Origin of the sequence: Hwanghaeella sp. LZ110, from assembly GCF_048892525.1 — a bacterium.
Classification (GTDB): Bacteria; Pseudomonadota; Alphaproteobacteria; order UBA8366; family Aestuariispiraceae; genus Pacificispira.
On the sequence record NZ_JBLZHT010000004.1, the window covers coordinates 430,951 to 455,375 of the forward strand.

The following is a 24,425-nucleotide window of genomic DNA, read 5'->3' on the forward strand; positions in this document are numbered from 1 at the left end:
ATCTTCGCGTCAGTTCAATACAAATGTTGACCGCCGGTCACAAAGACTTCGGTGCCTGTGACATAGCTGAAATCTGAATTGCTGAGCTGGAACACACAGGCAGCGACTTCTTGCGCCTTGCCCATTCGCTGCATCGGGATGCGCGCGATCAGGGGTTCATATTCTTCCCCGATCATCTCTGTTTCAATCTCTCCTGGCGCAACAGCGTTCACGCGCACGCCCAACTGCGCAAACTCTACGCATAATTCGCGCGTCAGGGCGGACAAAGCTGCTTTTGAAGTCGAATAGGCGGATCCGGCGAAGGGGTGAATGGCATGTCCTGCAATGGAGGTGATGTTTACAATCGACGCCCCATTGCCCTGCCGTGATCCCCGCCCCAGGGCACGGGCAAATCCCCGACACAGGGTCAGGGGGGTGAAGAAATTCAACTCGAACACTTCGCGCCAACGGTCCAAATCCCCGTTCAAGCATCCAAGTCTTTCCTTGAAGGCCGCCTTGGGCGATACAGCGGCATTGTTGACCAGCGCGTGGACCGGCTCGTCCCCCAGAATTTCATTGGCCTTTTTCACAAAAGCCTCGACATCGCCCTTATCGCTGAGGTCTGTCGGGATATGATGGGTCCAGTTAGGATCCGCGCGACAATGGTCGGGAATGCCTTCACGAGAGCAAGTGATGATCCGCCACCCTTCGTCTGAGAAGCGCTGGACGGTAGCATGTCCAATACCCCGGCTTGCGCCAGTCAGGATCACAGTGCGGCGGTGTTGGGACTCGCTCATGGCTTTACAGTCTCGCTCTCTGAGGGTGTATCGGGTGCCGGTGATGCCGGGTCCTGATGGACGAAAACTTCTGCGCCGGGGAAGGCCTCCATGACCTCCTTTTCCACCGCATCGGCTGTCGTATGGGCACGATTGAGCGATAGATGCCCGTTAAAGTCCAGATGCATCTGAATAAAAGTATCAGGGCCCGACTTGCGGCTGCGCAGATCGTGAACGCCCAATACGTCCGGATAGGCCAGGGCGATGGCACGAATGCGTTCGCGGTCTTCATCCGGTAATTCATGATCCATCAACATCTGGAAGGACTCTGTGCCCACCTGCCATGCGCCATAGGCGATGAAGGCCGCAATCGCGATGCCAAACAATGGATCGACCAAAGGAAAATCAAATGTGCCCGCCACGACCAGAGCGGCAATCACCCCCAGATTTGCGTACAGATCTGCCTTGTAATGCGCGGAATCTGCGGTGACCGCTACGGAACTGGAGCGCGTGATCACATAGCGCTGAAACAAGACCAGTGCCAAGGTCGCGAAGATTGAAAACACCATGACAGCGATGCCGATGGTAGTTTCCTGTATCGGCTTTGGTGTGAACAGGCGATCAATTGCTTCAACCAGCAGCAACAGCGCCGACCCGGCGATAAACCCTGATTGCGCCAGCGCAGCCAGGGGTTCCGCCTTACCATGTCCAAACCGATGTTCGGAATCGGCGGGCACCATGGCCTGTCGAACCGCAAACAGAGTTATCAACGATGCAACAAGATCCAGCATGGAATCGATCAGGCTGGATAGCATCGCAACGGAATCCGTCAACACCCAGGCCCCCACCTTGGTGGCGATCAACAGGCTTGCCGTCGCCGCCGAGGCATAGGTGGCGTAGCGCAACAGCTTTTGCTGTTTCGAATGCCCCCTGCCGAGGTATTTTACCGGATCTGGTGTCGCTGGGTCGCTCATCGCCAATTAATTCTAGGGGAACAACCGCGTGATCGTCCAGGATTCTTCCGGGGTCTCGCGGGTGAATGTTTGGCGATCATGCAGCCGGAATGCCCCATCCTTCCAGAATTCAATATAGCGTGGGCTGACACGAAAACCGGACCAATGGGCCGGTCTTGGAACCGAACCAATCGCATATTTTGCCGCGTATTTCGCGACTCGCTTTTCCAGTTCAAACCGACCGTCACAGGGGCGCGATTGTTCACTGGCCCAAGCCCCGATTTGGCTTTGCTTCGCGCGGGACGCAAAATACTCGTCTGCTTCAGCATCTGTCACTGGAGAGATCGGGCCTTCGATTCGAATTTGCCGACGCAGGCTTTTCCAATGGAACAGCAGCGCGGCATTGGGGTTTTCCGCAAGCTGAACCCCCTTCTTGCTTCCCAGATTGGTGTAAAACACGAAACCGTCCGCATCATAGCCTTTCAGAAGGACCATGCGCACGGACGGACGCCCCTGTGCATCTGCAGTCGCCAAAGCCATGCCGTTGGGGTCGTTGGGCTCAGTGGTTTCAGCCTCTGCCATCCAGTCTGCAAACAGTTTTAAAGGATCAGTCTCTTTAAATTCGGTCATGTCATCGCCATAATTATGATGTGTAGTACCTATATAGAGGGCGGGATGCACAGTCTCAACGGGCGTGAAGGGCTTTACGGTCGGTCACGACGGAAATATGGATGTCAAACGTCTTAATCATGATGTCATATCAGGCAGACCCGTTGGGTTGGACATTCTATAGCGAGGAGATTTTAGATTATGATTAATACTAAGCGACTGCTCCCCAAACGGATTGCAAGTCAGGCCATAGCACTGGCGCTGGTAAGCGTGATCGGGTTGAGCGCTTGCTCTGGCGCGGGTCAGAAAGAAACCATCGGCGGCGCGAGCGGTGCTGTCTTGGGTGGAGTTCTTGGCTCCCAGGTTGGTAAGGGTAAAGGACAACTTGTCGCGGTCGGTCTGGGTGCCGTACTGGGCGCATTGGCGGGTTCTTCCATTGGTCGATCTCTGGACGAGGTGGATAAGATGAAGATCAACAACACAACCCAGCGCGCCCTGGAAACCCAACCGGATCAACAGGCTTCGACCTGGTCCAACCCGAATACCGGGAATTCCGGTGCGGTAACGCCCCAAAAGACCTATCAGAACACAGATGGCCAGTATTGCCGCGAATTCACACAGACCGTGGATATCGGCGGCGAGTCGCAACAGGCCTATGGCACAGCCTGTCGTCAGCCAGACGGAACTTGGAAAATCGTCAGTTAAGTCTTATATCCTTTCTGCTCTCGGAACGATTCTTGCTTGCCTTCGGGCGTAGGACCGGAATGGTGTGCCGGTGCGCGCGTTGCATGTGAAGGAGTCTGTGAAAAATGGCAGTCGGGACAGGTATGAAAGATCCCTATGATGTACTCGGTGTGAAGCGCACAGCAAGCGCCGATGAAATTAAACAGGCATATCGTAAACTGGCGAAGGAATTTCATCCGGATTTGAATCCGAATGATCCCATCGTCGAACAACGTTTCAAGGAAGTTTCCAGCGCCCACAGCATTTTGGGCGATAAGGAAAAGCGTGCCAAATTTGACCGTGGTGAAATCGGTGCCGATGGGGCCCCGCGCGGTGGCTTTGGCGCTGGCGGGTACGGCCCATCTGGTGCACGTGGACGTGGTCCGGGTGGGGGATTCGCGGGCGGCTTTGGCGGTGCGGCAGCGGAAGATATCTTTGCCGACCTGTTCGGTCGCAACCGCGGGCGCACCCGCACCATGGAGATGAAGGGCAAGGATGTCAGCTATTCGCTGCGCGTGTCCTTTTTAGATGCCGCTAAAGGCACGACACGCAGGATCAACCTGTATGATGGGAAAAGCCTGGATGTCCGCATTCCGGCAGGAACCGAAGATGGTCAGACATTGCGCCTGAAACAACAGGGCATGCCTGGTATGGGTGGCGGTCCGGCAGGCGATGCCTTTATCGAAATCCAGGTTGATACGCATCCATTCTTTGAACGCGACGGGAACGATATTTTTCTGGATGTCCCAATCACCCTGGCTGAGGCAGTGCTGGGTGGAAAGATCACTGTTCCGACGGTCCATGGTAATGTATCGGTCACCGCGCCCGCAGGATCGAACAGTGGAACCAGCTTGCGCCTGCGGGGCAAGGGCATTCAACCCGCTGGTGGCGCTGTCGCTGGCGACCAGTTCGCAAAGTTAATCGTCGTCCTGCCCGACAAGCCCGACAAGGCACTGGTCGATTTCGTCAAGGAGTGGTCGAAAGACTATGACTATGACGTGCGCAAACGCGTTGGCCTGGACAAACCCTGATTATCACCCGCTCTGCGATAAGGCCCCCAGTCCAATCAGTGCCAGGACTTTGGCGTTAAAGCTTGCCTTTGATTCCCCTGGGGGCCCTTCATCCTCCTCTTCAGAGGGCAACGCATCATGCTGTGGTGATTTTGATGTCAGGAAACTGCGCAGATCGGTGCTCATCACCTCATCCCGCGCCTTGCTGAAATCATCCAATATCTCGGTCAATTGATGCCCCCAATCCGTATTCAACTGGCCGCGTGGCATGCGACCGGACAGGTCCAGCTCTAAATCCTGATACAAGGTCGCCAGATCGACCTGGGACAGATCGCGGCTTAACACCCAATTATGACCATCGGCCCTGGCAATGTAGTTCAGGCTTTTCAATTTACGTGTGGCCCAACCCTGCGCCTGAGGGCCAACCTTGGCCAGCCGCGCCAGCCTGCGTTCTGACAGGGTGGTGCCATCCGTCGCAGCGGCCCGTTGCAGGGCGCTTAGAACAGACAGGGCAGCGGCCAATCGATGCAACGGGGATAGACCTTCCCGACGCGGATTGCGTTGACCGTGGCGCCATTCCGGCAATCCGGCAGTCACTTCTGCCCCGAACAGGACCACCATCCAACTGAGATAAACCCAGATCAGAAAGATCGGGATCGTCGCCATCGCGCCATAAATCGTCTCATAGGTTGGGAAGGCGGTGATATAGATGCCAAATCCCCGCTTCAGCAAATCCAGCAGCACACCAGCGACCAGCCCCCCGATCAGGGCATCACGGCGGCGAACGGGATAGTTGGGCATCACCAGATACAACACCGATAAGCCGGCTGTTTGCAGCAGGAAGGGAAAAACCATCGCCAATTGTGCCAGATTGCCTGTGACTGATTCGACATTGCTGGCCCGCGCCAGGGCGAATAAATACCCAGACAGCGACAACGACGCCCCAAACAGCATGGGGGCCAGGGTCAGTACCGCCCAGAATACCATCAGGCGGGAAACAACGCCCCGCGTCTGTTTGGTCTGCCAGATCATGTTCATCGTGTTTGATATTGTCATCAACAACATGATGGCGCTGAGTGCCAGAAACACAATTCCAACCGCGGTCAGGCGTCCCGTCTGGGCGGTGAATTTTTCAAGATACCCCTGCACTTCATCGCCAACCGATGGAATGAAATTGCTGAAAAGATAGCTCTGAACCTCAGTTTTCAGCGAATCATATGCGGGAAAGGCGGAAAAAATAGCAAAGCTGACCGCCAATAACGGCACCATCGCCAGAAGCGATGTAAAGGTCAGGGCCGCTGCGCGTTGTTGACACCCATCGATATTGAACCGGATGCCTGCATACACAAAAAACTGGAAAAAATGCTTCAGCACCTTGCCCAGACTGGCTTTAGGTGGGGCTTTCTTCTCTGGCATTGTGCTGTTGTTCCCTGTTACATCATTCATACTGCTTTCCCATCTGGTTGTAAGTTAGTATAGCGGGACTGAGTAAAGTTTCGATAGGGGCTTCGCTTTGACGGATTGAGACGTCGGGTCTAGAGTGCGGCTCTTTGCGATGAACAGTGATTTTTGGAGATTATAGGGCATGGGCCAAGTTGAATCCCTCATGGCGGGCAAAAAGGGCGTCATCTTAGGTGTCGCGAACGAAAAATCGATCGCGTGGGGCATTGCAAAGGCTTGTGCTGCGGCAGGAGCTGAATTGGCCTTTACCTATCAGGGCGAAGCGCTGGAAAAACGCGTGCGACCGCTGGCCGACAGTTTGGGGTCCAAGATTGTCCTGCCCTGTGATGTGACCAGCGAAGACAGCATGGATGCGGTATTTGAAACCCTGAAATCTGAATTTGGCGAATTGGATTTCATGGTCCATGGCATTGCCTTTTCCGATAAGGATGAGTTGAAAGGCCAGTACCTGCAGACCAGTCGTGCAAACTTCCTGCGCACCATGGATATTTCCTGCTATTCGCTGACGGCCCTGGCGCAGCGCGCGGTCCCACTGATGGCAAAGGGCGGATCGATCCTGACACTGACCTATTACGGTGCTGAACGGGTGATGCCCCATTACAATGTCATGGGCGTTGCAAAGGCGGCATTGGAAGCGTCCGTGCGCTATCTGGCATCTGATATGGGCCCGACGGGTATCCGCGTGAATGCGATTTCCGCTGGTCCGATCAAGACTCTGGCAGCCAGCGGTATTGGTGACTTCCGATATATCCTGAAATGGAATGAACTGAATTCGCCCCTGCGTCGGAATGTGACGATTGATGAGGTTGGGAATTCCGGTCTGTATTTCCTGTCCGACCTGTCTTCCGGTGTGACGGGTGAGGTGCATCATGTCGACAGCGGATATCACACGGTCGGGATGGTCGCGGTGGATCAGGCCCCGGCTGTGACGGAACTGTTGACCGGCCTGAATAAGAAAGCGGGCTGACCAGTCCGCTCGACTCACTAAGGCGGGCGCATGTCTGATAATACCTTTGGCACATTGTTTCGGGTGACAACCTTCGGGGAAAGCCATGGTCCCGCCATTGGCTGTGTCGTCGATGGCTGCCCGCCCCTTGTCCCAATGTCAGAGGCTGACTTGCAGCCCTATCTGGACAAGCGTCGCCCTGGCCAGTCTCGCTACACCACCCAGCGTCAGGAAGCCGATCAGGTGAAAATCCTGTCAGGCGTCTTTGACGGGGTAACGACCGGAACACCGATTGGTTTGCTGATCGAAAACACGGATCAACGGTCCAAAGATTACTCGGACATCGCACAGAAATTCCGCCCTGGTCATGCCGATTTCACCTATTGGGAAAAATACGGCATTCGCGACTATCGGGGGGGTGGACGCTCCTCAGCGCGGGAAACAGCCATGCGGGTTGCCGCCGGTGGCGTCGCCCGTAAGGTGTTGAGCCATATTCTGGGGGATGAATTCACCCTGCGCGCCGCCCTGGTTCAAATGGGTCCGCATCAGATCGATCGGGATCGCTGGGTTTGGGATGAGGTTGATAACAATCCGTTCTTCTGTCCCGATCCCGTCGCCGCCCAGGACTGGGCGAGCTATCTGGATGGTATCCGTAAGGCCGGGTCTTCCTGTGGCGCGGTCGTTGAGGTTGTGGCAGAGGGCATCCCGGTCGGCTGGGGTGCACCGGTCTATGGCAAGCTGGATTCCGATCTGGCATCAGCCCTGATGTCGATTAATGCGGTCAAAGGGGTTGAGATTGGCGCTGGATTCGGGGCTGCCGCCTTAACGGGCGAAGAAAATGCCGATGAGATCCGAATGGGTAATGACGGCAAGCCCCGCTTCCGGGCCAATAATGCGGGCGGCATTCTGGGTGGAATTTCCACCGGACAGCCGATCATTGCACGTTTTGCCGTCAAACCGACCAGTTCAATCCTGCAACCGCGCGACACCATCACCACAAGCGGTGAGGAAGCAGAAATCATCACCAAGGGTCGCCACGACCCCTGTGTTGGAATACGGGCTGTTCCCGTTGGGGAAGCCATGGTCGCGTGCACCCTGTTGGATCATTTGATGCGCCATCGCGCGCAATGTGGGTAACCCCCTTCCTGAAAGAGGCTGACATGACCAAATCTGAAAAGATCCACGCCCTGCCGGTGCCGGATGAGGCGACGCTTGACCCGGATTTGCAGAAGTATTTTGCAATTTGTCGCGAAAAGCTGGGCCTGTTACCCAATGTCCTGAAGGCATATAGCTTCCGACCCGCGCGCCTGCGGAAATTTATCGACAGCTATAATGAAATCATGCTGTCCGAAGGACCATTAAGCAAACTGGAGCGGGAAATGATTGCGGTCACGGTATCGTGCCGAAATCGGTGCCTGTATTGTCTGGTCGCCCATGGACAGGCGGTGCGTGCCCTGTCCGGGGACCCTGTATTAGGGGAAATGCTGGTGATGAATTACCGCATGGCGGAGTTAAGCGACCGCCACCGGGCCATGCTGGATTTCGTGTGGGACCTGACCGATGACCCTGAAAAAATCAATGAGGCCGCGCGCCAATCCCTGCGGGATGCCGGGTTCAGCGATGAAGGCATTTGGGACATTGCGGAGACGGCGGCGTTCTTCAATTACACGAACCGCATGGCCCATGCGGTCGAAATGATGCCGAACGAAGCCTATCACGGGATGAACCGGACTCCCAAGGATGGCTGACTCCGTATCCCGATGAGTATGCCCGATCACGGTGCCAGTCATGCCGTGCTATCTTGTTAACCATTCCTTCAAACTATTGTTTCATCCTGTTGTTCAGAATCCGGTATAGTACTGGTTCGTGGCGCAGGCCTTTGGGGGAGGATCTGTTCCAAGGGTGAATATGGGGCGCTATAACAGGCGGAAATTTGGGGCGGACATTCTATGTCAGGTGGCAGATCGGTCTCTTTTGAGGTCTACTACCTCCAGTATGGTCGATGGCAGATTCATCATCGCTATCCGCTGAGCGAGCGGGAGGCTGCGATTGATGAGGCCAAGCGTCTGGATACACAGGGACATTTCGATGCCGCCTGTGTTGTTCGTGAAAGCTTTGACAAAGCCTCTGGCACCGCATCAGAATCCGTCATTTATCACAGCCCGAAGCTGAAGACCAAACCTCCGGTAACCAGCATTACGGCTGGCGCAGATGGGTCAGCCAGCCCGACCGCCGGCAGGAACACGACTAAAGCCGTGTTACGCAACGCGCCCAGTGGCTCCGCAGCGGCCAACGCTGCCGCTTTGGCTAAGCAGCGCGTCGCCGGTCAAAAAACAGACAATGCGAAAAAAGCCACCGGGAAAGAACCCGAATTGCGTCGCCCCCCAAAGGCCAATGAGGTTCAGGGGGATTCGGATTGGTCGGCTGCCATACCGAAGTTGATGATCGGTTTCCTGCTGGCCTGTCTGGTCGGTACCGGTGCTGGAATTGGCGCATTTTATGTCCTTAAGGGACTGACAATGGCCGGCCTGTCCTTTGGCTCCAAGACTGGCCAGATCCTTCTGGTGGGGGCCTGGCTGGCAGGGTGGATCGTAACCTTTGTGCCAATCTTGCGCCGTATCATGCGGAATATGCAGACGTCTTCGGCTCCGCAACAGCACCCAGAAACAGCCCCGACAATTGCTGAAAAGGCCAGTCCTGAAGCAGCCGCCCTGGCGGCGAAGGCATTGGAGGATGCCGCCGCACAATATGAAGAGGCGATTGCCCCTGAACAGGAAAGCTTGGACACGGTTCCCCCTTACGACGCGATACAAGAAGCCGATCTACACTCTATCGACCAGATTGATCAGGAAGCCCAGGAACCGGATTTGGAAGATGAGGCGGATGATCTCGAAGAAGACAGCGAAACAGTGCCCACACCGCCGCCGACCCAGGAACCGACCGGTCCTGGCCCATTGAGGAGCGCCTTACAGGAAATTGTAAACGATGCGAAGGCCGCATCGGCCAATACGCTGGATAAGGATCATTTTCTGCGATTCGGGGTCATCCTGTTCCTGGCGGGTGCAGCCGAAACGCTGGCGCGTCGCTTTAAGGTCGCAGCGAAAGAAGTTCGCAATATCCTGTGTGAACAGATCGAAGCGATGGGCGCGCCAACCGCGATGGCTAAGGGGTTCGCTGCAAATATTGACGAATATCTTTTGGATAAGCGGTTCTTTGAAATGTATTCACTGGGACGCGGCAGCGCGCTGAACCAGGGGCGCGATCCCAATGCGAGCTCTGGTTTCGCCGACGCCCTGAAAATGTGGAAGACCCCAAAAGCCGCGCCGGGTCAGAATACTGAGGCGAAAAACGATCCAAAGCACTATGATGACCCGTCTGAAGGACCGGGATCCTATGGCTTTGTATCGGTCTTATTCACCGATATCGTCGGTTCAACCAAAAATCAGCAGCAAAAAGGGGACGAATGGCTGATGAATGTGGTGCGCGCCCATAATGATATCGTGCGCGAGGCAATCACAAAATATGGCGGTCGAGAGATCAAGCATACGGGCGATGGCATCATGGCCTCCTTCCCCGCCGTTGTGAATTCGGTCGAAGCAGCGCTGTTGATGCAGGATGGTATCGCTAAATTCAGCACGATGATGAGCGATCTGGCGTTTGAGATATCCGTTGGCATCAGTGCCGGTGAACCCATTCATGAAAGCGGCGATTTGTTTGGAACGCCTGTAAACATGGCGGCGCGCGTCCTGTCCAAGGCCGGCCCCAGGCAAACGGCGGTCAGCAGCATCGTCCGGGATCTTTGCCAGGGTAAGAACTTCACATTCGAAGAGCTGGGTCAGTTCAATCTAAAGGGATTTGATCAACCGCAGGCCATCTATCAGGTGATCGACCGGCGCAAATCCGCACGTCCAGTGACCTCCGCCCCCGCGATGGATACTGTTCGCCAATGATCTGATTGCCCTGTTTTAGGGTTGTCCCAGGGGCGCTTTGAACTTTTCGGACAGATAAATGCCGATCAATACCAGAACCAAGGCGACCCCGTGATATATTTCAAAGGACTCGTTCAGGACGACAACGGCCATGCCGGCTGCGAAAATTGGAACCAGATTCATAAACACGCCCGCCCGGCTGGGCCCGACACGGTCCACCCCCTGAATGAAGAAAAGCTGCGCCAGGAAGGATGGAAAGATCGTGATCAATCCAACCACCAACCAGCCAAAGGGCGTGGGCCATTGCGACGCCCCCAGCATATATTCTATCCCGGCAAATGGGATGGACAGGACGAAAGCACTGGCGGCCATAACGGCAAACAGGCTGAGTGGTGAAACCGCGGGGCGGTTGCGCAGCGCGATTGTATAGCCAGCATACAGAATACTGGCGCAGATCATCAGAAGATCACCCCGTTTGAATTCCAGGTGCAACAGACGGTCCAGGCTGCCCGCGCTGGCAATGATGATGACCCCGCTGACCGTCAGGATCACCCCTAACAACTGAAGCCGGGTGATCCGGGTGCGATAGACCAGAAACGCCCCCATCGCGACGAAAACGGGCATGGATCCTTGCAGAATCCCAATATTCAGCCCGCTGGTCGAATGTGCCGCCAGATAGAATAATCCATTAAAGGCAGAATATCCCAGGGCCCCCGCGATCGACAGGAAGACCAGGTTCTTGCGCAGGACCGGCCAGTCGCGTTTCAGATGGTGCCGCATGAAAATGCCACATAACAGCATCACGCCTGCCCATCGCCCAAGCACAACCAACATGGGCGAAACCTGCCCTACTGCTAATTGCCCCATAATGGCATTCCCGGCCCAGCACAGCATGGTGAATATCAGGAACAGATACGCCTCCGCATTTCTGCGTTGCAGCAGCGCGGCAGAGCCTGTCACGGAATCTGAATGCTGATCACTCACGGTATCACTCTCATTTTACAGCCATGGGCACTGGTTTGACCACACGGCACCCTGCTTTGCAATGAGGCGGCCCGGATCAGACCTTATGCTTCCATTTCGTTGAAAAGGCGTTTACAGGCCTGACGATCAATCTTATCCGTCCCGGTCTTGGGCAAAGTATCCAGATACAGAAACTGTCTGGGATATTTGTATGGCAGCAGGGTCGTCTTCACATAATCCTTTAATTCCGAAGACAAAGCATCATCCCCCGTAATACCGGGACCGGGTGCCACCGCGGCAACAAGGGTTGTTCGGCCATCTGCCAAGGTCAGACCCAGCACAGTGCATTCCGTTACCTTTGGATGCTCGTTCAGGCATAATTCGACCTCCAGCGGATAGACCCATTGTCCGCTGACCTTGATCAGGTCATCGGCGCGCCCACGGAAGAAGTAAAAGCCATCCTGGTCCACAACAAAGCGATCGCCGGTCCAGATCCAATCCCCGCGCATTGTCTCTGCGGTCTTGTCAGGGCGGTTCCAATAGCAGGGCGCGTCCGAATCACCCCGGATCCAAAGGATGCCTTCTTCCCCCGGACCAACGGACTGTCCGTCCCGATCCGTCAGCTTCAATTCATATCCAGGCACACGCTTGCCAGCAGAGCCCAGCTTCTTCTGATCCAGCGTATTGGACAGATAGATATGCAGCACCTCCGTTGAGCCCAGCCCTTCCATGATCTCATGACCAAAGCGCGACTTCCAGGCGGTGAAGACGTCGCCGGACAGGACTTCGGCTGCCGATATGCACAGTCTTACGCTAGACAGATCCGCCGTTGCCGCAGAGGGATGCTTGATCAGGGCCGTATACACCGTGGGCAGAGCAAAAAATAACGTCGGGCGACAGGTCTTGATCAGGGCAAACATACGCTCCGGGGTTGGGCGATCCGGCAGCAGCGCCGTGGTTGCGCCGGCGGCAAAGGGGAACGTGACCGAATTTCCGAATCCATAGGCAAAGAATATCTTTGGGACAGAAAAGCAGATATCACTCTCCTGGATCTGCAAGACCCGCTTGGCATAGCTTTCCACCGTATAGGCCATATCGTGATGCAGATGCACGACGCCCTTGGGTTTTCCAGTGGACCCCGATGAATACATCCAGAAGGCCATATCATCGCGGGATGTATCGGCCTGCGGCAGATCGGGGGATTGTTTGGATATCCAGGCCCTCCCCTCATCCGAATCCAACGCAATCAAATGTTTTGGGGACGATTGGGAAAACAGGCCCAGATGTTCTCCATGGGTCAGGGCGACCGTCGCAGCAGAATTCTCCAGAAAGAAAGCAATCTGATCCGCGGGAGACAGCGTGTTAATCAACAATGGCACCAGCCCGGCCCGCAGCGCCCCAAAGATGGCGGCGATGTAATCTGGACTGTCATTCAGAACCAGGACCAGCCTGTCCCCGCGCGTCAGTCCCAGATCCAGCAATCCATTGCCAATGCGACACGCCTGGGCGCAGATTTCCGCATAGGTCAGGCTTTCCCGTTCCGTCACAACGGCAACCTTACCCCCGCGCCCTGCTGCCAGATTATCAAACAGAATGGCGGACGCATTGTAGTGCTGCGGTACAGAAAATTGAATTTCCCGTGCGCCGGGCGTGTCATTGGGAACCGGATCAACAATCTGGGTCATTGGGGTCTATCCTCACAAACAATCGGGATTTTACAGGCTCAGGCGGCGCGATGGGCGTCCAAGCCTGCCATGAATTTCGGGGCCAGCTTGCGCAGGCGATCATCGTCAATGCGCCCTGCCCGCCGGATGTAGCTATCCGCCATATCCCAGGGAGAAAGCTCCATATGTTTGGCAAAATCCTCGTACCAAAGGGCGCTACGGTTGGCCGCGACGACAATCTTTTCAACAATCGGCTTGCGGGCGGCCTGATAGGCAGGTAGCGCCTTTGAAACGTCACCATTTGCGTCGGTCATGGCACGAACAAGCGCAATCCCGTCCTCCATCGCCAGGCGGGTACCAGACCCGATGGAAAAATGCGCGGTATGCAGGGAATCGCCCAACAAGACCTTGTTGCCATCATACCATGTGTCATTCCACAGCTTGGGGAAGTTCCGCCACAGTGACTTGTTTGCAACCAGGGGCGCGCCCTCCAGCACATCGGCGAATAGTTGTTCGCAGGTGACCCGGCTTTCTTCCTCAGACATATCGGCAAAACCTGCCGCCGCCCATGTTGCCTCATCCGTTTCAACAATGAATGTGCTCATATCCGGCGCATAGCGATAGTGGTGGGCATTGAATCGCCCCTTCGTCGTTTCACGGAAGCTTTGGGTCAGGGTATCAAAGGGTCGCCGTGCCCCGAACCAAACAAACTTGTTCGACAAGGGCTCTAAAACCGTCCCAAAAGACCCCGACTGGCGCACGATGGAATTCACCCCATCGGACCCGATTATCAGATCATAGTCCTGATAGGCACTGATATCCTTTAAGGGAGTGCCAAATTGCGGTATCAGACCAACGGACCGGGCGCGTTCTGTCAGCAATTGCAATAGCTTTAAACGACCAATCGCGGCAAAGCCAACACCGTCGATGGCAATGCGCGTGCCCGCATGATCCAGCGTCAGATCCTGCCACATTTCCATATGGGGCACAATCGCCGCATGCGTTTCTGGATCGTCACTTTGCAGGAAATCCAGCGCTGTATCTGAGAAAACGACCCCGAACCCCCAGGTCACATTTTCTGGATTCTGTTCGACAATATCGATCCGCGCATCGGTAAATGCCCGGCGCAGCAGATAGCCAACATACAGGCCAGCAGGCCCCCCTCCGATAACGGCGATGCGCATCCAGCGTCTCCTTATCATCCCAAACTAAACATTTTTATTATTCACCAATGTACATTATATTTACCAATAGACAATAATGGAATCAGGGGATGGATATGGTTTCGGAATCTGAGGAACGCCGGGGAATTGGATCTGTTGATATCGCAATGACCGTTCTGCGGGTCTTTGCCGCCGCATCGGAACCGCTGACCCTGAAAGAAGTTGGCGCGCGGACCGGCATGTCGACTAGCAAGCTGCACCGCTATCTATCCAGTCTGGTCGCGCAGGGAATGCTGCGACAACGGGAGCGTTCCGGACGGTATGATCTGGGGCCCTTTGCGTCGGCCTTGGGGATTTCCGCCTTGGCACGAAATGATTTCGTCAACGAAACGGCCGCTATCCTGCCTGATTTGGTAGACAAGGTTGGGGCAACCGCGATGCTGTCGGTCCTGGGAGCCAGCGGGTCCACCATCGTGCGATGGCAGCGTGGCCGCAATCATGTCATAACAACATTGGGTCTGGGCACGGTGCTGCCCTTGCTGACATCAGCGACAGGTCAGGTTTTCCTGGCATTTAGCGCAGATGCGTTAACCCAGCCGCTTTTGCCGAAGGAACAGCGGTCCACAGCACCGATGCTAAAGGATCGCATTCAAAAACAAGGCTATGCCATGGCAGGAGGGAATTTCATCCCCGGCCTGTATGCCATTGCCGCCCCGGTTACCAATTGGCAGAATGAAGCGGAAGCTGTCGTGACCCTGATTTCCACAGATCCCGACTTAACCAACCCTGCCGGCCCCGCCCTTTCATCCCTGAAAGCTGCATGCCAGCAGGTATCTTTGGCTCAGCCAAAGGGCTGATACGCCATTCGAAACGAGGGTTCCTGAGAAATAAGTTGCGGTTTTTGGTCTAAAGTAGAACCCTATCGCTTCAATTTCGAAGATTGTCAGTCTGGCGGAATCCAGCCGGACGGCATAAAAACAGGAGAGACAGCATATGAATTTCTTGAAAACCACGATGACCGCAGTCGCGGCGCTTGCTGTAAGCAGTAACATTGCCTTTGCACAATGCGACGAAGTGCGGTTCTCGGATGTCGGCTGGACCGACATTACATCAACAACTGCCGCATCCAAGACCGTGCTGAAAGCACTGGGATATGACGTAGAAGTCAAATTGTTATCGATCCCGGTGACCTATGCCTCGATGAAAGCCGGTGACATTGATGTGTTCCTGGGCAACTGGATGCCGACGATGGAAGCAGATATCGCCCCCTATCGTGACGATGGCAGCATCGAAACACCCCGCGAGAACCTGGAAGGCGCCAAATATACGCTGGCGACCAACAAGGCCGGTGCCGATCTGGGGATCAAAGACTTTGCCGACATCGCCAAACATAAGGACGCCCTGGACGGAACGATCTATGGGATTGAACCTGGCAATGATGGCAACCGTCTGATCATGGACATGATTGAAAAAGATGCCTTTGGCCTGAAAGGGTTCGAGATCAAGGAAAGTTCCGAACAAGGCATGTTGGCCCAGGTCGACCGCCTGTCAAAACGCGACGAGCCGATCGTATTCTTGGGCTGGGAACCCCATCCAATGAACGCAAATTACGATATGAGCTATCTGACAGGGGGTGATGACTATTTCGGCCCCAATCTGGGCGGCGCGACGGTTTATACCAATGTCCGCAAGGGCTATATTCAGGAATGCCCGAATGTTGGTGCCTTCCTGAACAACCTGAAATTCTCTTTGGCCATGGAAAATGAAATCATGGCGGCGATCCTGAACGATGGGAAAGATCCGGATGATGCAGCCGCTGCCTGGTTGAAAGCCAATCCTGGCGTTCTGGATGCCTGGCTTGCCGGCGTCACTACCAAAGACGGTGGCGATGCGATGGCGGCTGTGAAGTCCAGCCTGGGCCTGTAAGAAATACCCCCTCCCACCATCCAGTGGGAGGGGTTTTTACTTCCCCACCCGCCACCCTGATCAGAGGAATGGCCCCCTATGGAATGGATAAGCGAAACAAAAATCCCTGTTGGTCAGACAGCGAAGACCGTCTTTGATTGGCTACAAACCCATGGCGGATGGTTCTTTGATGGCCTGTCTGTTGCAATGGAAACGCTGATCGAAAGCCTGCTTTGGGTCATGCAGACGCCACCTCCCCTGGTCATCGTTGGCATCGTGGTCGCCCTGACATGGCTGGTGCATCGCAACTGGAAGATAACCCTGTTCGTGCTGTTGGGTTTCCTGTTCATCCTGAATCAGGGCTATTGGGAAGAAACCACGGAAAGCCTGACACTGGTTCTGTCCGCCTGTGTCGTCTGCATGGCGATTGGGGTCCCGATTGGCATTGCCAGTGCCCATCGCCCCCGGCTGTATCAAGCCATGCGCCCGGTGCTGGACCTGATGCAAACCCTGCCTACTTTCGTTTATCTGATCCCCGCCATTGTATTTTTTGGAATTGGCATGGTGCCGGGATTAATCGCAACCGTGATTTTCGTTATCCCCGCCCCCATTCGACTGACGCATTTGGGGATTTCAAATACGCCAACCCCGTTGCTGGAGGCCGCCCGGGCCTTTGGCGCAACGCCCAGCCAAACACTGTGGAAGGTGGAACTGCCCTATGCCCTGCCACAAATCATGGCGGGTCTGAACCAGACCATCATGCTGTCCCTGTCTATGGTCGTGATCGCAGCCCTGGTTGGGGCCGACGGCCTGGGCGTGCCGGTCGTCAGGGCGTTGAATTCCGTGAACACGTCGCTGGGCTTTGAAAGCGGATTTATCATTGTCGTGGTGGCGATCATGCTGGACCGTATTCTGCGCATCGAAAGGCGTGACAAATGAGCGATGCCGTAATTTTTGATAATGTCTCCATCGTCTTTGGGAAACAGCCAGCCGCCGCCCTGCCCGCCATGGATGCAGGCCAGACACGCGGTGAAATACAGGCAGAAACCGGCCAAGTGCTGGGCGTCCACAATTGCAATCTGACTGTGGCACAAGGGGAAATCCTTGTCCTGATGGGTCTGTCCGGGTCAGGCAAATCCACCTTGTTGCGGGCGGTGAACGGCCTTAATCCTGTGGTGCGGGGATCGGTTTCCATCGATGGCGGCGACGGGATGGTCAATATTACACAGGCCGATCCTGCAACCCTGCGCAAAATGCGTCTTTCCTGCATCGCGATGGTGTTTCAGCAATTCGCCCTGCTGCCGTGGCGCAATGTTGTGGACAATGTCGCCCTGGGATTGGAACTGGCCGGGATGGACCGGGATCAGCGCGAAGCACAGGCCCGCAAGCAATTGGATCTGGTCGGCCTGACCGATTGGGCCGATCGAAAAGTTGGCGAATTGTCAGGCGGCATGCAACAGCGAGTCGGCCTGGCCCGTGCCTTTGCCACCGATGCGCCAATTTTGTTGATGGATGAGCCTTTTTCGGCCTTGGATCCATTAATCCGGACCCGGTTGCAGGATGAATTACTGGACCTGCAGGCTCGCCTAAAACGGACTATCATCTTTGTCAGCCATGACCTGGACGAGGCCTTTAAACTGGGCGGCCGCATCGCAATCATGGAAGGCGGGCGCATCGTTCAATGCGGTACACCGCAGGAAATCATCCGCGCCCCAGCCAATGACTATGTGGCTGACTTTGTCGCCCATATGAATCCGCTGGGCGTTCTGTGCGCGCAGGATGTCATGGTGGATGGCACAGCCCCGGCCGATGCGCCAGAAGTTGCCCATGATCTGACCGTGAACGAAGTCATCAAGATCAGCCGGACAACCGAAGTCCCCATTCGGGTGCTGCAAGATGGGAAACCGGTCGGTATCATTACATCCAATGATATTCTGGACAATCTGGCCAAGTAGGCGACACCCTTTTGGGGCCTAATATCTAGACATAACGCAGCCGCAGGTCGCTGATCACGTCATTTAAAGGTCCGATATTCTCATTGGCACGCGCAAGCAGGATCGCCCCCTCAAGGGAGGACAGGATAAGGCGCGCTTCCTGCTTTTTCTGGGTGGTTGCCTCAAGCAGTTCAATATTGACCCGGAAAAAATCAGCCACGATCACGCGCACAGACCTTGGGATATCGGCACCTTCTGCCGCCAGAATACCGCACAGACACATCTTGCCGTCATCCTGATAGGAATTTCGAAATAATTCACCGTAAGCGGCGATCCTGTCAGACACGGTTCCCGGTTGCCGCAGCACCGCACCGGCCTGTTCCAAGAAATGCGCGGCATACCGTTCCGCCAGAACCCGAACCAGATCATCCTTGTTCGGAAAGTGCTTTAGGATCTCTGCACGCTCCATGTCCAGACTGGCCGCAACATCTTCGATGTGAAAACCGTTAAAGCCATGCTGACGCACGATCGCTTCCGCAGCATCCAGAATATCTGTTCGCATATCAGGCTCTTGCAAACGCCCCATATTCCATACCTCCCACTCGATACTTTTTATTCAAGGCGTGCCTGGATGGACGCACGCGCGCCGTGCCGATGCTGCACAGGCAATGTATTCCAAAACCTCAAACACACTCTATACGCATTCTTGTCGCAACGACACTCTTACACAGTGCGACATATTCAGAATCCTGCAATCCATTCTAGGATGATCTGAAAAATCCCTTGCGACATCTTGGGCACATGGCTAGTGTTGCGCCGAATTTGGTTGAAACTGAAACCAAACTGATACGCAACTGGGGTATCCGATGCGCGCAAACGCTGCGACCACAATCATGGCCGACAAAGCCAAAACTGGTAAAACCACCACCGGAGTCTAGCGAGACCCCGCGCATCCGACTATAGCAAAACTGCTTCATCGGGCCGGGTTCTCCCCGGCCCTTACCGTATCTGGGCCGGAATGCCCTGCCCCGCTTCAAACCAAAAAGACGAACAGAAAAGAAGGAATATAGAAATGGGTTACAAAGTAGCCGTTGTTGGCGCAACGGGAAATGTCGGACAGGAAATCCTGAAGATCATGTCCGAACGTGGATTTCCCGCCGACGATATCATCGCCCTGGCCTCGGAATCTTCCGTAGGCAAACAGGTATCTTATGGTGATACTGAGACCCTGAAAGTCCAGGCCCTGAAGCATTTTGACTTCAAGGGCACAGATTTCGTTCTCTCCTCTCCTGGCGCAACAGTCAGTGCGGAATATTCTCCAAAGGCAGCGCGGGCAGGCGCTGTTGTCATCGACAACACGTCACATTTCCGCATGGATCCGGACGTACCGCTGGTCGTGCCAGAGGTGAACCCGCACGCCCTGAAAGATTTTGGCAAAAAGAACATCATCGCGAACCCGAACTGCTCCACCATCCAATTGGTGGTCGCCTTGAAGCCGGTCCACGATCTGGCCGGGATCAAGCGCGTTGTGGTGTCGACCTATCAATCAGTCTCTGGATCTGGCAAGGCCGGGATGGATGAATTGTTCAACCAGACCCGCGGCGTCTTTGTGAATGACCCGATGGAACGCAATAAGTTCACCAAGCAGATCGCCTTCAACGTCATCCCCCATATCGATGTCTTCATGGATGATGGTGGGACCAAAGAAGAATGGAAGATGACCGTTGAGACGAAGAAGATCCTGGATCCCAAGATCAAACTGCACGCAACCTGTGTGCGGGTTCCCGTCTTCATCGGCCATGCCGAAGCGGTGAATATGGAACTGGAAAAAGACGTCAGCGTCGAAGAAATCCGCAAGGCATTGTCCAAGGCGGAAGGCTGTATCGTCGTCGACCATCGCGCCGATGAAGGCTACGTCACCCCGGTCGAATGCGCCGGAGAAGACGCCGTCTACATCTCTCGTATTCGCGATGATGCGACACAGGACAACACCGTGTCCATGTGGGTTGTGTCAGATAACCTGCGCAAAGGGGCTGCCCTGAACACCGTCCAGATCGCCGAGCGCATGATCAAGGACGGCTTGGTCTGACCAGACGTGAACCAAGGGGGGGGTGATGTAAACTATCGCCCCCCTGAGGAGCGCAGCGTCTCGAACCGCATTTCCGGTCCCTCCATCCGCGTCACACCCGTGCAGGTGGGTGTTCAGAGCCACAAGCGCCAATAACGCCGGCCACCCTGGACCCCGGATCAAGTCCGGGGTGACAATGGTGCAGATAATTGCCTCCTCACCCTGAAGAGCAAAGCATCTCGAACCGCATTTCCGGTCCCTCCATCCGCGTCACACCCGCGCAGATGGGTGTTCAGAGCCACAAGCGCCAATAACGCCGGCCGCCCTGGACCCCGGATCAGGTCCGGGGTGACAATGGTGCAGATAATTACCCCCTCACCCTGAAGAGCAAAGCGTCTCGAAGGGTCTGGCTGCTGTTGGCACCGGACGTGCAGCCCTCCTTTGAGACGCTGTTGGCCCGCCAACACTGCTCCTCGCCACATCCCTGGTGGCGAAACTGCTTTTCCCAATTGTGGGACTTGCTGTTTTCGGTCGGATCGGAAACCATTGCGACCTGTAAGCACAGGAGACCAGAATGTCTGACAGCAAACCCATTACCGCCGATCGGCAAGCTTTCTATGATGAGATTCGCCCGCTTAACATGACCCCCTTGTGGGAGGTCTTGCATGCCCTGGTGCCAAAAGCGCCGGCGACCCGCGTCACCCCTGTGCGATGGCGATATGAGGATGTGCGCCCCTATCTGATGAGCAGTGGAGAATTGATCACTGCAAAGGAAGCAGAGCGGCGGGTCCTTATCCTGGAAAATCCAGGCTGTCCGGGGGAAAGCTCTGCGACCGGGACCTTGTATGCGGGCCTGCAACTGATTCTGCCGGGGGAAATCGCGCCGTGCCACCGACATACCCAATCGGCCCTGCGCTTCATTGTTGAAGGAGATGGTGCCTATACTGCCGTGGATGGCGAACGCGCCATTATGAAAGAATTTGATCTGATCCTGACGCCCAGTTGGCAATGGCATGATCACGGCAATCACAGCGACGGCCCCATGGTGTGGCTGGACGGTTTGGACATTCCGACATTGCGCTTCTTTGATTCCGGCTTTGCCCAGCAAGGCAATGACGAGTACCAACTGGATCGACGCCCGCCTGGCTTCAGCCGCGCACAATTTGGGCGAAACATGCTGCCCGTTGGCTATGACGCGCCGAAATCCAGCCCGGTTTTCCACTATCCCTATGCCGAATACCGGCAGGCACTGGAGGATATGAAAGACTCTACGGAATGGGATCCCCATCAAGGCCTAAAGCTGGAATTCATCAATCCTGCAACCGGGGGGCCGATGATGCCAACCATCTCCGGCTTCGTGCAATTGCTGCCTAAAGGGTTCAAAACCGAACCCTACCGCGCGACAGACGCGACGGTGGTGACGGTAGTAGAAGGGACCGGATCTGTTCAGATTGGCGACACAAGGTATGACCTGAAACCACGCGACACATTTGTTATCCCAAGCTGGCATACCGTCACCTATAACCCGGCAGAAGATCTGACCTTATTCGCATTTTCCGACAAGGGTATGCAGCAGAACCTGAATATCTGGCGCGAAGAACGCATCACTGGATAATCCCATTCACGCATTCCCTTTTCAGTCAGGAGTTCCAGAATGACCAACTATGCCTTTCCCGTACCGCCTGTAACGTCGGTGCCGGTCCAGGGTTCAGACGCCCAGTTTCCGGTCCGCAACATCTATTGCGTCGGGCGGAACTATTGGGCGCATCGTGAAGAAATGGGCGTGACCGATCGCGATCCCCCATTCTTTTTCACCAAATGCCGCGACGCCATTGTCTATTGCGCGCCCGGGGCAACAGCGGAAATTCCCTACCCACCGGAAACATCGAACTATCATCATGAAATCGAACTGGTCGTCGCCATCGGAAAGGAAGGCAGCAACATTTCCAAAGACGAGGCTGTGTCCTATATCTTTGGCTATGCGATCGGCCTGGACATGACCCGCCGCGACCTGCAAAGCCAGGCCAAGGATAAAGGTCGCCCCTGGGACAACGGTAAGAGCTTCCAGTATGCCGCCCCGATGGGGGAAATCGTCCCAATCGCAAAGACCGGGGAGATCGTTGATGGGCGCATCGCCCTGTCGGTCAATGGAAAGATACGCCAGGAAGCGCCGATGGATGGGATGATTACCTCTGTCAGTGAAACCATCGCCGATCTGTCGCGGTTTCACACATTATATCCAGGCGACCTGATCATGACAGGGACGCCCGCCGGGGTCGGGGCCGTCGTTGCAGGCGATATCCTAGAAGGATCTGCCGAAAAGGTCGGTGCCTTGCGGGTAAAAATCGTCTGAGAATGAACCGTCCCCCTGCGTTAAAGTGAACTGCGCCGCGCACGTTAGGGATATCGTGCGCGGCGTCCTCATCTTCACGCTTAGGGGGTATCGAGACTGCATCATAGCGCATTTTTCGACATTGCACGCCCGCAAAGATGCATTATAGTGCAGCGACGCGCGGCATGGACCAAAGTTTCCGGAAGAGAGGCAGTCTAGCGCTTGACCCTGAGCAGTCTTGTACGCTCTGATAGCGGCGATTGCACAAGGAGCATGGCCTTTCGGATGGTTTAAGCCACTCAGGCTCCGCGTAAATTTTTAGAACACACGACCTCCGCTTACCTTAAGGGTGGTCATACCAGGGAGACAAAGGAATGAAAAACACATTACTGGCAGCGGCATTCGGCGCTGCGCTGGCTACAGCACCGGCCTTTGGACCGGCCTATGGCGCGTCACACAGTGATCCTGTGAAGATCGGGTTTGTCACCACGCTGACAACGCCTGCTGCTGTTATCGGCAATGACATGAAAGCCGGTTTCGACCTGGCTATTGAACATATTGGCGGCGAAATGGGTGGCCGCAAGGTTGAGGTCATCTATGAAGATGACGGATTCAAGCCGGAAACCGGCAAGCAAGCCGCCGACAAGTTGGTCACCCAGGACAAGGTTGATTTTGTAACCGGCTATATCTGGTCCAACGTATTGCTGGCTTCTGCCAAGTCCGTTCTGGATACGGAAACCTTCCTGATCAGCGCGAATGCGGGCCCGTCTCAATTGGCTGGCAAGGCTTGCGACAAGAACTTCTTCTCCGTGTCCTGGCAGAATGACCAGACCCCGATGGCATTGGGCGAAGCATTGAACGCCGATGGCATAAAATCCGTTTACATCATGGCCCCGAACTATGCCGCAGGCAAAGACATGGTTGCCGGTGTGGAGCGTACCTTTAAAGGGGAAATCAAAGGCAAGGATCTGACCAAATGGGGTGCGGATGCACAGCTCGACTTCTCCGCTGAATTGGCAAAAGCCAAGGCTTCGGGCGCGGATGCGATCTGGGTTTTCTATCCGGGTAAAGCCGGTGGTGCCTTTATCTCCCAGTACACCCAGGCGGGCCTTGCTGATTCGATGAAACTCTACAGCGTGTTCACCGTGGATGCGATTTCTCTGCCCAGACTGAAAGAAGCAGGCCTGACGGGCGTTCTTGGATCAATGGCGACCCAGCACTGGTCACCGGATATGGACAATGAGGCCAACAAAAAGTTTGTTGGCGATTTCCTTGCCAAAAACGGCACATATCCATCCTACTACGCCCAGCAGGCTTATGATGCCGTCATGCTGATCAAATCTGCTGTCGATGCTGTTGGTGGTGATCTGACCGACAAGGATGCGGTTCGCGCAGCCCTGGAAAAGGCTGATTTCAATTCCACTCGTGGCAATTTCAAGTTTGGTAGCAACCATTTCCCAATTCAGAATTTCTATCTGCGGGAAGCTGTTACCGATGCAGAAGGTCGCTGGACGACAAAGATCAAATCCACTGTTTATACCGATCACCAGGATACTTACGCTGCTGATTGCAAGATGTAAAATTCCGAGATTTGCCGAAACGGGGCGGGTCAGAAATGGCCCGCCCCGTTTTCTTTTGCATTGGCTTTCGGCCCATTAGACTTGATCAAGAAATCGAAAACCACGCTAGCCTTTTCGTGATGCGATCTTTGAGTAAAATTTCACGAATTTTCGAAAATAATTAATTTTTACGAAATTAATGCTTGCGCAAGTTTTAGTGAAACGTTTAGCTTCAACTCAATGATAACGACAAATAATGCATCATATCTCATTGAACAAAGTTGCACACAGGGAATGATGCATTATAGTGCAGGGAATTCTGGTGAGTTATAGATGAATCTGTCTTAAAAGTATCCCGACCGGCATCAACTGTTAACTGGGATACATCCACTGAGATTTGTGAATTCATCTGATTGTGACGAGGAAACTGCTCAATGCTGAAGGCTCCACA

At 55.0% G+C, this 24,425-nt stretch carries 22 protein-coding genes; 14 read left to right on the top strand and 8 right to left on the bottom strand.

Translation table 11 applies throughout. The annotated features are described in order from the left end of the window. Positions 1-14: 14 nt before the first annotated feature. From ACOSDM_RS10805 to pdxH, 3 genes are read right to left on the bottom strand one after another with little or no spacing between them, the layout of a single operon-like run. Positions 15-776, bottom strand: a complete 762-nt coding sequence (locus tag ACOSDM_RS10805) for an SDR family NAD(P)-dependent oxidoreductase (RefSeq protein ID WP_420724525.1) — start codon at positions 774-776, stop codon at positions 15-17. Further along, positions 773-1,729, bottom strand: a complete 957-nt coding sequence (locus ACOSDM_RS10810; RefSeq protein WP_420724526.1) for a cation diffusion facilitator family transporter — start codon at positions 1,727-1,729, stop codon at positions 773-775. The genes ACOSDM_RS10805 and ACOSDM_RS10810 overlap by 4 nt, the downstream gene beginning before the upstream one ends. Before the next feature lie 12 nt (positions 1,730-1,741). Further along, positions 1,742-2,338, bottom strand: a complete 597-nt coding sequence (gene pdxH / locus ACOSDM_RS10815; protein WP_420724527.1) for a pyridoxamine 5'-phosphate oxidase — start codon at positions 2,336-2,338, stop codon at positions 1,742-1,744. 180 nt (positions 2,339-2,518) lie between these two features. Between pdxH and ACOSDM_RS10820 the strand changes: the two genes are divergently transcribed. After that, positions 2,519-3,022, top strand: a complete 504-nt coding sequence (locus ACOSDM_RS10820; protein ID WP_420724528.1) for an RT0821/Lpp0805 family surface protein — start codon at positions 2,519-2,521, stop codon at positions 3,020-3,022. A gap of 104 nt (positions 3,023-3,126) precedes the next feature. Continuing rightward, positions 3,127-4,071, top strand: a complete 945-nt coding sequence (locus ACOSDM_RS10825) for a DnaJ C-terminal domain-containing protein (protein WP_420724529.1) — start codon at positions 3,127-3,129, stop codon at positions 4,069-4,071. A gap of 3 nt (positions 4,072-4,074) precedes the next feature. On the opposite strand, the gene ACOSDM_RS10830 is transcribed toward ACOSDM_RS10825, so the two are convergent. Next, entirely contained in the window at positions 4,075-5,496 is a 1,422-nt protein-coding gene (locus ACOSDM_RS10830) for a YihY family inner membrane protein (protein ID WP_420724530.1), read from the bottom strand. Between the two features lie 139 nt (positions 5,497-5,635). On the opposite strand from ACOSDM_RS10830, the gene fabI reads away from it, so the two are divergent. The 4 genes from fabI to ACOSDM_RS10850 all read left to right on the top strand — a co-directional run bounded on the left by fabI (position 5,636) and on the right by ACOSDM_RS10850 (position 10,407). Next, positions 5,636-6,478: an enoyl-ACP reductase FabI gene (gene fabI / locus ACOSDM_RS10835; protein ID WP_420724531.1), complete on the top strand. Its 843-nt coding sequence runs from the start codon at positions 5,636-5,638 to the stop codon at positions 6,476-6,478. 30 nt (positions 6,479-6,508) lie between these two features. Continuing rightward, complete coding sequence (aroC, locus tag ACOSDM_RS10840; RefSeq protein WP_420724532.1) at positions 6,509-7,594, top strand: chorismate synthase; 1,086 nt, start codon at positions 6,509-6,511, stop codon at positions 7,592-7,594. 23 nt (positions 7,595-7,617) lie between these two features. After that, positions 7,618-8,205 carry a peroxidase-related enzyme gene (locus tag ACOSDM_RS10845; protein WP_420724533.1) on the top strand — a complete coding sequence of 196 codons (588 nt, stop codon included), beginning with the start codon at positions 7,618-7,620 and terminating at the stop codon, positions 8,203-8,205. 201 nt (positions 8,206-8,406) lie between these two features. Further along, complete coding sequence (locus ACOSDM_RS10850) at positions 8,407-10,407, top strand: adenylate/guanylate cyclase domain-containing protein (RefSeq protein WP_420724534.1); 2,001 nt, start codon at positions 8,407-8,409, stop codon at positions 10,405-10,407. Between the two features lie 15 nt (positions 10,408-10,422). Here ACOSDM_RS10850 and ACOSDM_RS10855 read toward each other — a convergent pair whose 3' ends face one another. The 3 genes from ACOSDM_RS10855 to ACOSDM_RS10865 form a co-directional block, all read right to left on the bottom strand. Beyond that, the gene (locus tag ACOSDM_RS10855) at positions 10,423-11,370 is read right to left on the bottom strand and encodes a DMT family transporter (protein WP_420724535.1); all 948 of its coding nucleotides are present in this window, start codon (positions 11,368-11,370) and stop codon (positions 10,423-10,425) included. Positions 11,371-11,453: 83 nt separating this feature from the next. Next, the gene (locus ACOSDM_RS10860) at positions 11,454-13,034 is read right to left on the bottom strand and encodes a benzoate-CoA ligase family protein (RefSeq protein WP_420724536.1); all 1,581 of its coding nucleotides are present in this window, start codon (positions 13,032-13,034) and stop codon (positions 11,454-11,456) included. Between the two features lie 38 nt (positions 13,035-13,072). Then, positions 13,073-14,197: an FAD-dependent monooxygenase gene (locus ACOSDM_RS10865; RefSeq protein WP_420724537.1), complete on the bottom strand. Its 1,125-nt coding sequence runs from the start codon at positions 14,195-14,197 to the stop codon at positions 13,073-13,075. Between the two features lie 95 nt (positions 14,198-14,292). Between ACOSDM_RS10865 and ACOSDM_RS10870 the strand changes: the two genes are divergently transcribed. The 4 genes from ACOSDM_RS10870 to choV all read left to right on the top strand — a co-directional run bounded on the left by ACOSDM_RS10870 (position 14,293) and on the right by choV (position 18,036). Further along, positions 14,293-15,033, top strand: a complete 741-nt coding sequence (locus ACOSDM_RS10870) for an IclR family transcriptional regulator (RefSeq protein WP_420724538.1) — start codon at positions 14,293-14,295, stop codon at positions 15,031-15,033. A 136-nt stretch (positions 15,034-15,169) separates the two neighbouring features. Next, positions 15,170-16,102: a choline ABC transporter substrate-binding protein gene (locus tag ACOSDM_RS10875; protein WP_420724539.1), complete on the top strand. Its 933-nt coding sequence runs from the start codon at positions 15,170-15,172 to the stop codon at positions 16,100-16,102. A 78-nt stretch (positions 16,103-16,180) separates the two neighbouring features. After that, a complete protein-coding gene (gene choW, locus ACOSDM_RS10880; RefSeq protein WP_420724540.1) occupies positions 16,181-17,020 on the top strand; it encodes a choline ABC transporter permease subunit in 840 nt (279 codons plus the stop codon). After that, the gene (gene choV / locus ACOSDM_RS10885) at positions 17,017-18,036 is read left to right on the top strand and encodes a choline ABC transporter ATP-binding protein (protein WP_420724541.1); all 1,020 of its coding nucleotides are present in this window, start codon (positions 17,017-17,019) and stop codon (positions 18,034-18,036) included. The genes choW and choV overlap by 4 nt, the downstream gene beginning before the upstream one ends. Positions 18,037-18,061: 25 nt before the next feature. On the opposite strand, the gene ACOSDM_RS10890 is transcribed toward choV, so the two are convergent. After that, entirely contained in the window at positions 18,062-18,577 is a 516-nt protein-coding gene (locus ACOSDM_RS10890; protein ID WP_420724542.1) for a TetR/AcrR family transcriptional regulator, read from the bottom strand. A 510-nt stretch (positions 18,578-19,087) separates the two neighbouring features. Here ACOSDM_RS10890 and ACOSDM_RS10895 point away from each other — a divergent pair. The 4 genes from ACOSDM_RS10895 to ACOSDM_RS10910 all read left to right on the top strand — a co-directional run bounded on the left by ACOSDM_RS10895 (position 19,088) and on the right by ACOSDM_RS10910 (position 23,995). Continuing rightward, positions 19,088-20,104, top strand: coding sequence for an aspartate-semialdehyde dehydrogenase (locus ACOSDM_RS10895; RefSeq protein ID WP_420724543.1), 1,017 nt, complete (start codon positions 19,088-19,090; stop codon positions 20,102-20,104). Positions 20,105-20,657: 553 nt separating this feature from the next. Then, positions 20,658-21,698 carry a gentisate 1,2-dioxygenase gene (gtdA, locus tag ACOSDM_RS10900; protein WP_420724544.1) on the top strand — a complete coding sequence of 347 codons (1,041 nt, stop codon included), beginning with the start codon at positions 20,658-20,660 and terminating at the stop codon, positions 21,696-21,698. Between the two features lie 39 nt (positions 21,699-21,737). Then, positions 21,738-22,436, top strand: a complete 699-nt coding sequence (locus ACOSDM_RS10905) for a fumarylacetoacetate hydrolase family protein (protein ID WP_420724545.1) — start codon at positions 21,738-21,740, stop codon at positions 22,434-22,436. A 353-nt stretch (positions 22,437-22,789) separates the two neighbouring features. Beyond that, complete coding sequence (locus tag ACOSDM_RS10910) at positions 22,790-23,995, top strand: ABC transporter substrate-binding protein (protein WP_420724546.1); 1,206 nt, start codon at positions 22,790-22,792, stop codon at positions 23,993-23,995. Positions 23,996-24,425: the final 430 nt, after the last annotated feature.

Bases quoted from the DNA above. Each gene is read 5' to 3' on its own strand.
- ACOSDM_RS10820 (WP_420724528.1), top strand. From the start codon at position 2,519: ATGATTAATACTAAGCGACTGCTCCCCAAACGGATTGCAAGTCAGGCC.
- choW (WP_420724540.1), top strand. From the start codon at position 16,181: ATGGAATGGATAAGCGAAACAAAAATCCCTGTTGGTCAGACAGCGAAG.
- ACOSDM_RS10810 (WP_420724526.1), bottom strand. From the start codon at position 1,729: ATGAGCGACCCAGCGACACCAGATCCGGTAAAATACCTCGGCAGGGGG.
- ACOSDM_RS10830 (WP_420724530.1), bottom strand. From the start codon at position 5,496: ATGAATGATGTAACAGGGAACAACAGCACAATGCCAGAGAAGAAAGCC.
- ACOSDM_RS10890 (WP_420724542.1), bottom strand. From the start codon at position 18,577: ATGCGAACAGATATTCTGGATGCTGCGGAAGCGATCGTGCGTCAGCAT.
- ACOSDM_RS10860 (WP_420724536.1), bottom strand. From the start codon at position 13,034: ATGACCCAGATTGTTGATCCGGTTCCCAATGACACGCCCGGCGCACGG.
- ACOSDM_RS10905 (WP_420724545.1), top strand. From the start codon at position 21,738: ATGACCAACTATGCCTTTCCCGTACCGCCTGTAACGTCGGTGCCGGTC.
- ACOSDM_RS10845 (WP_420724533.1), top strand. From the start codon at position 7,618: ATGACCAAATCTGAAAAGATCCACGCCCTGCCGGTGCCGGATGAGGCG.
- choV (WP_420724541.1), top strand. From the start codon at position 17,017: ATGAGCGATGCCGTAATTTTTGATAATGTCTCCATCGTCTTTGGGAAA.
- ACOSDM_RS10865 (WP_420724537.1), bottom strand. From the start codon at position 14,197: ATGCGCATCGCCGTTATCGGAGGGGGGCCTGCTGGCCTGTATGTTGGC.
- ACOSDM_RS10805 (WP_420724525.1), bottom strand. From the start codon at position 776: ATGAGCGAGTCCCAACACCGCCGCACTGTGATCCTGACTGGCGCAAGC.
- ACOSDM_RS10895 (WP_420724543.1), top strand. From the start codon at position 19,088: ATGGGTTACAAAGTAGCCGTTGTTGGCGCAACGGGAAATGTCGGACAG.
- ACOSDM_RS10850 (WP_420724534.1), top strand. From the start codon at position 8,407: ATGTCAGGTGGCAGATCGGTCTCTTTTGAGGTCTACTACCTCCAGTAT.
- gtdA (WP_420724544.1), top strand. From the start codon at position 20,658: ATGTCTGACAGCAAACCCATTACCGCCGATCGGCAAGCTTTCTATGAT.
- ACOSDM_RS10870 (WP_420724538.1), top strand. From the start codon at position 14,293: ATGGTTTCGGAATCTGAGGAACGCCGGGGAATTGGATCTGTTGATATC.
- ACOSDM_RS10875 (WP_420724539.1), top strand. From the start codon at position 15,170: ATGAATTTCTTGAAAACCACGATGACCGCAGTCGCGGCGCTTGCTGTA.
- ACOSDM_RS10910 (WP_420724546.1), top strand. From the start codon at position 22,790: ATGAAAAACACATTACTGGCAGCGGCATTCGGCGCTGCGCTGGCTACA.
- aroC (WP_420724532.1), top strand. From the start codon at position 6,509: ATGTCTGATAATACCTTTGGCACATTGTTTCGGGTGACAACCTTCGGG.
- fabI (WP_420724531.1), top strand. From the start codon at position 5,636: ATGGGCCAAGTTGAATCCCTCATGGCGGGCAAAAAGGGCGTCATCTTA.
- ACOSDM_RS10825 (WP_420724529.1), top strand. From the start codon at position 3,127: ATGGCAGTCGGGACAGGTATGAAAGATCCCTATGATGTACTCGGTGTG.
- pdxH (WP_420724527.1), bottom strand. From the start codon at position 2,338: ATGACCGAATTTAAAGAGACTGATCCTTTAAAACTGTTTGCAGACTGG.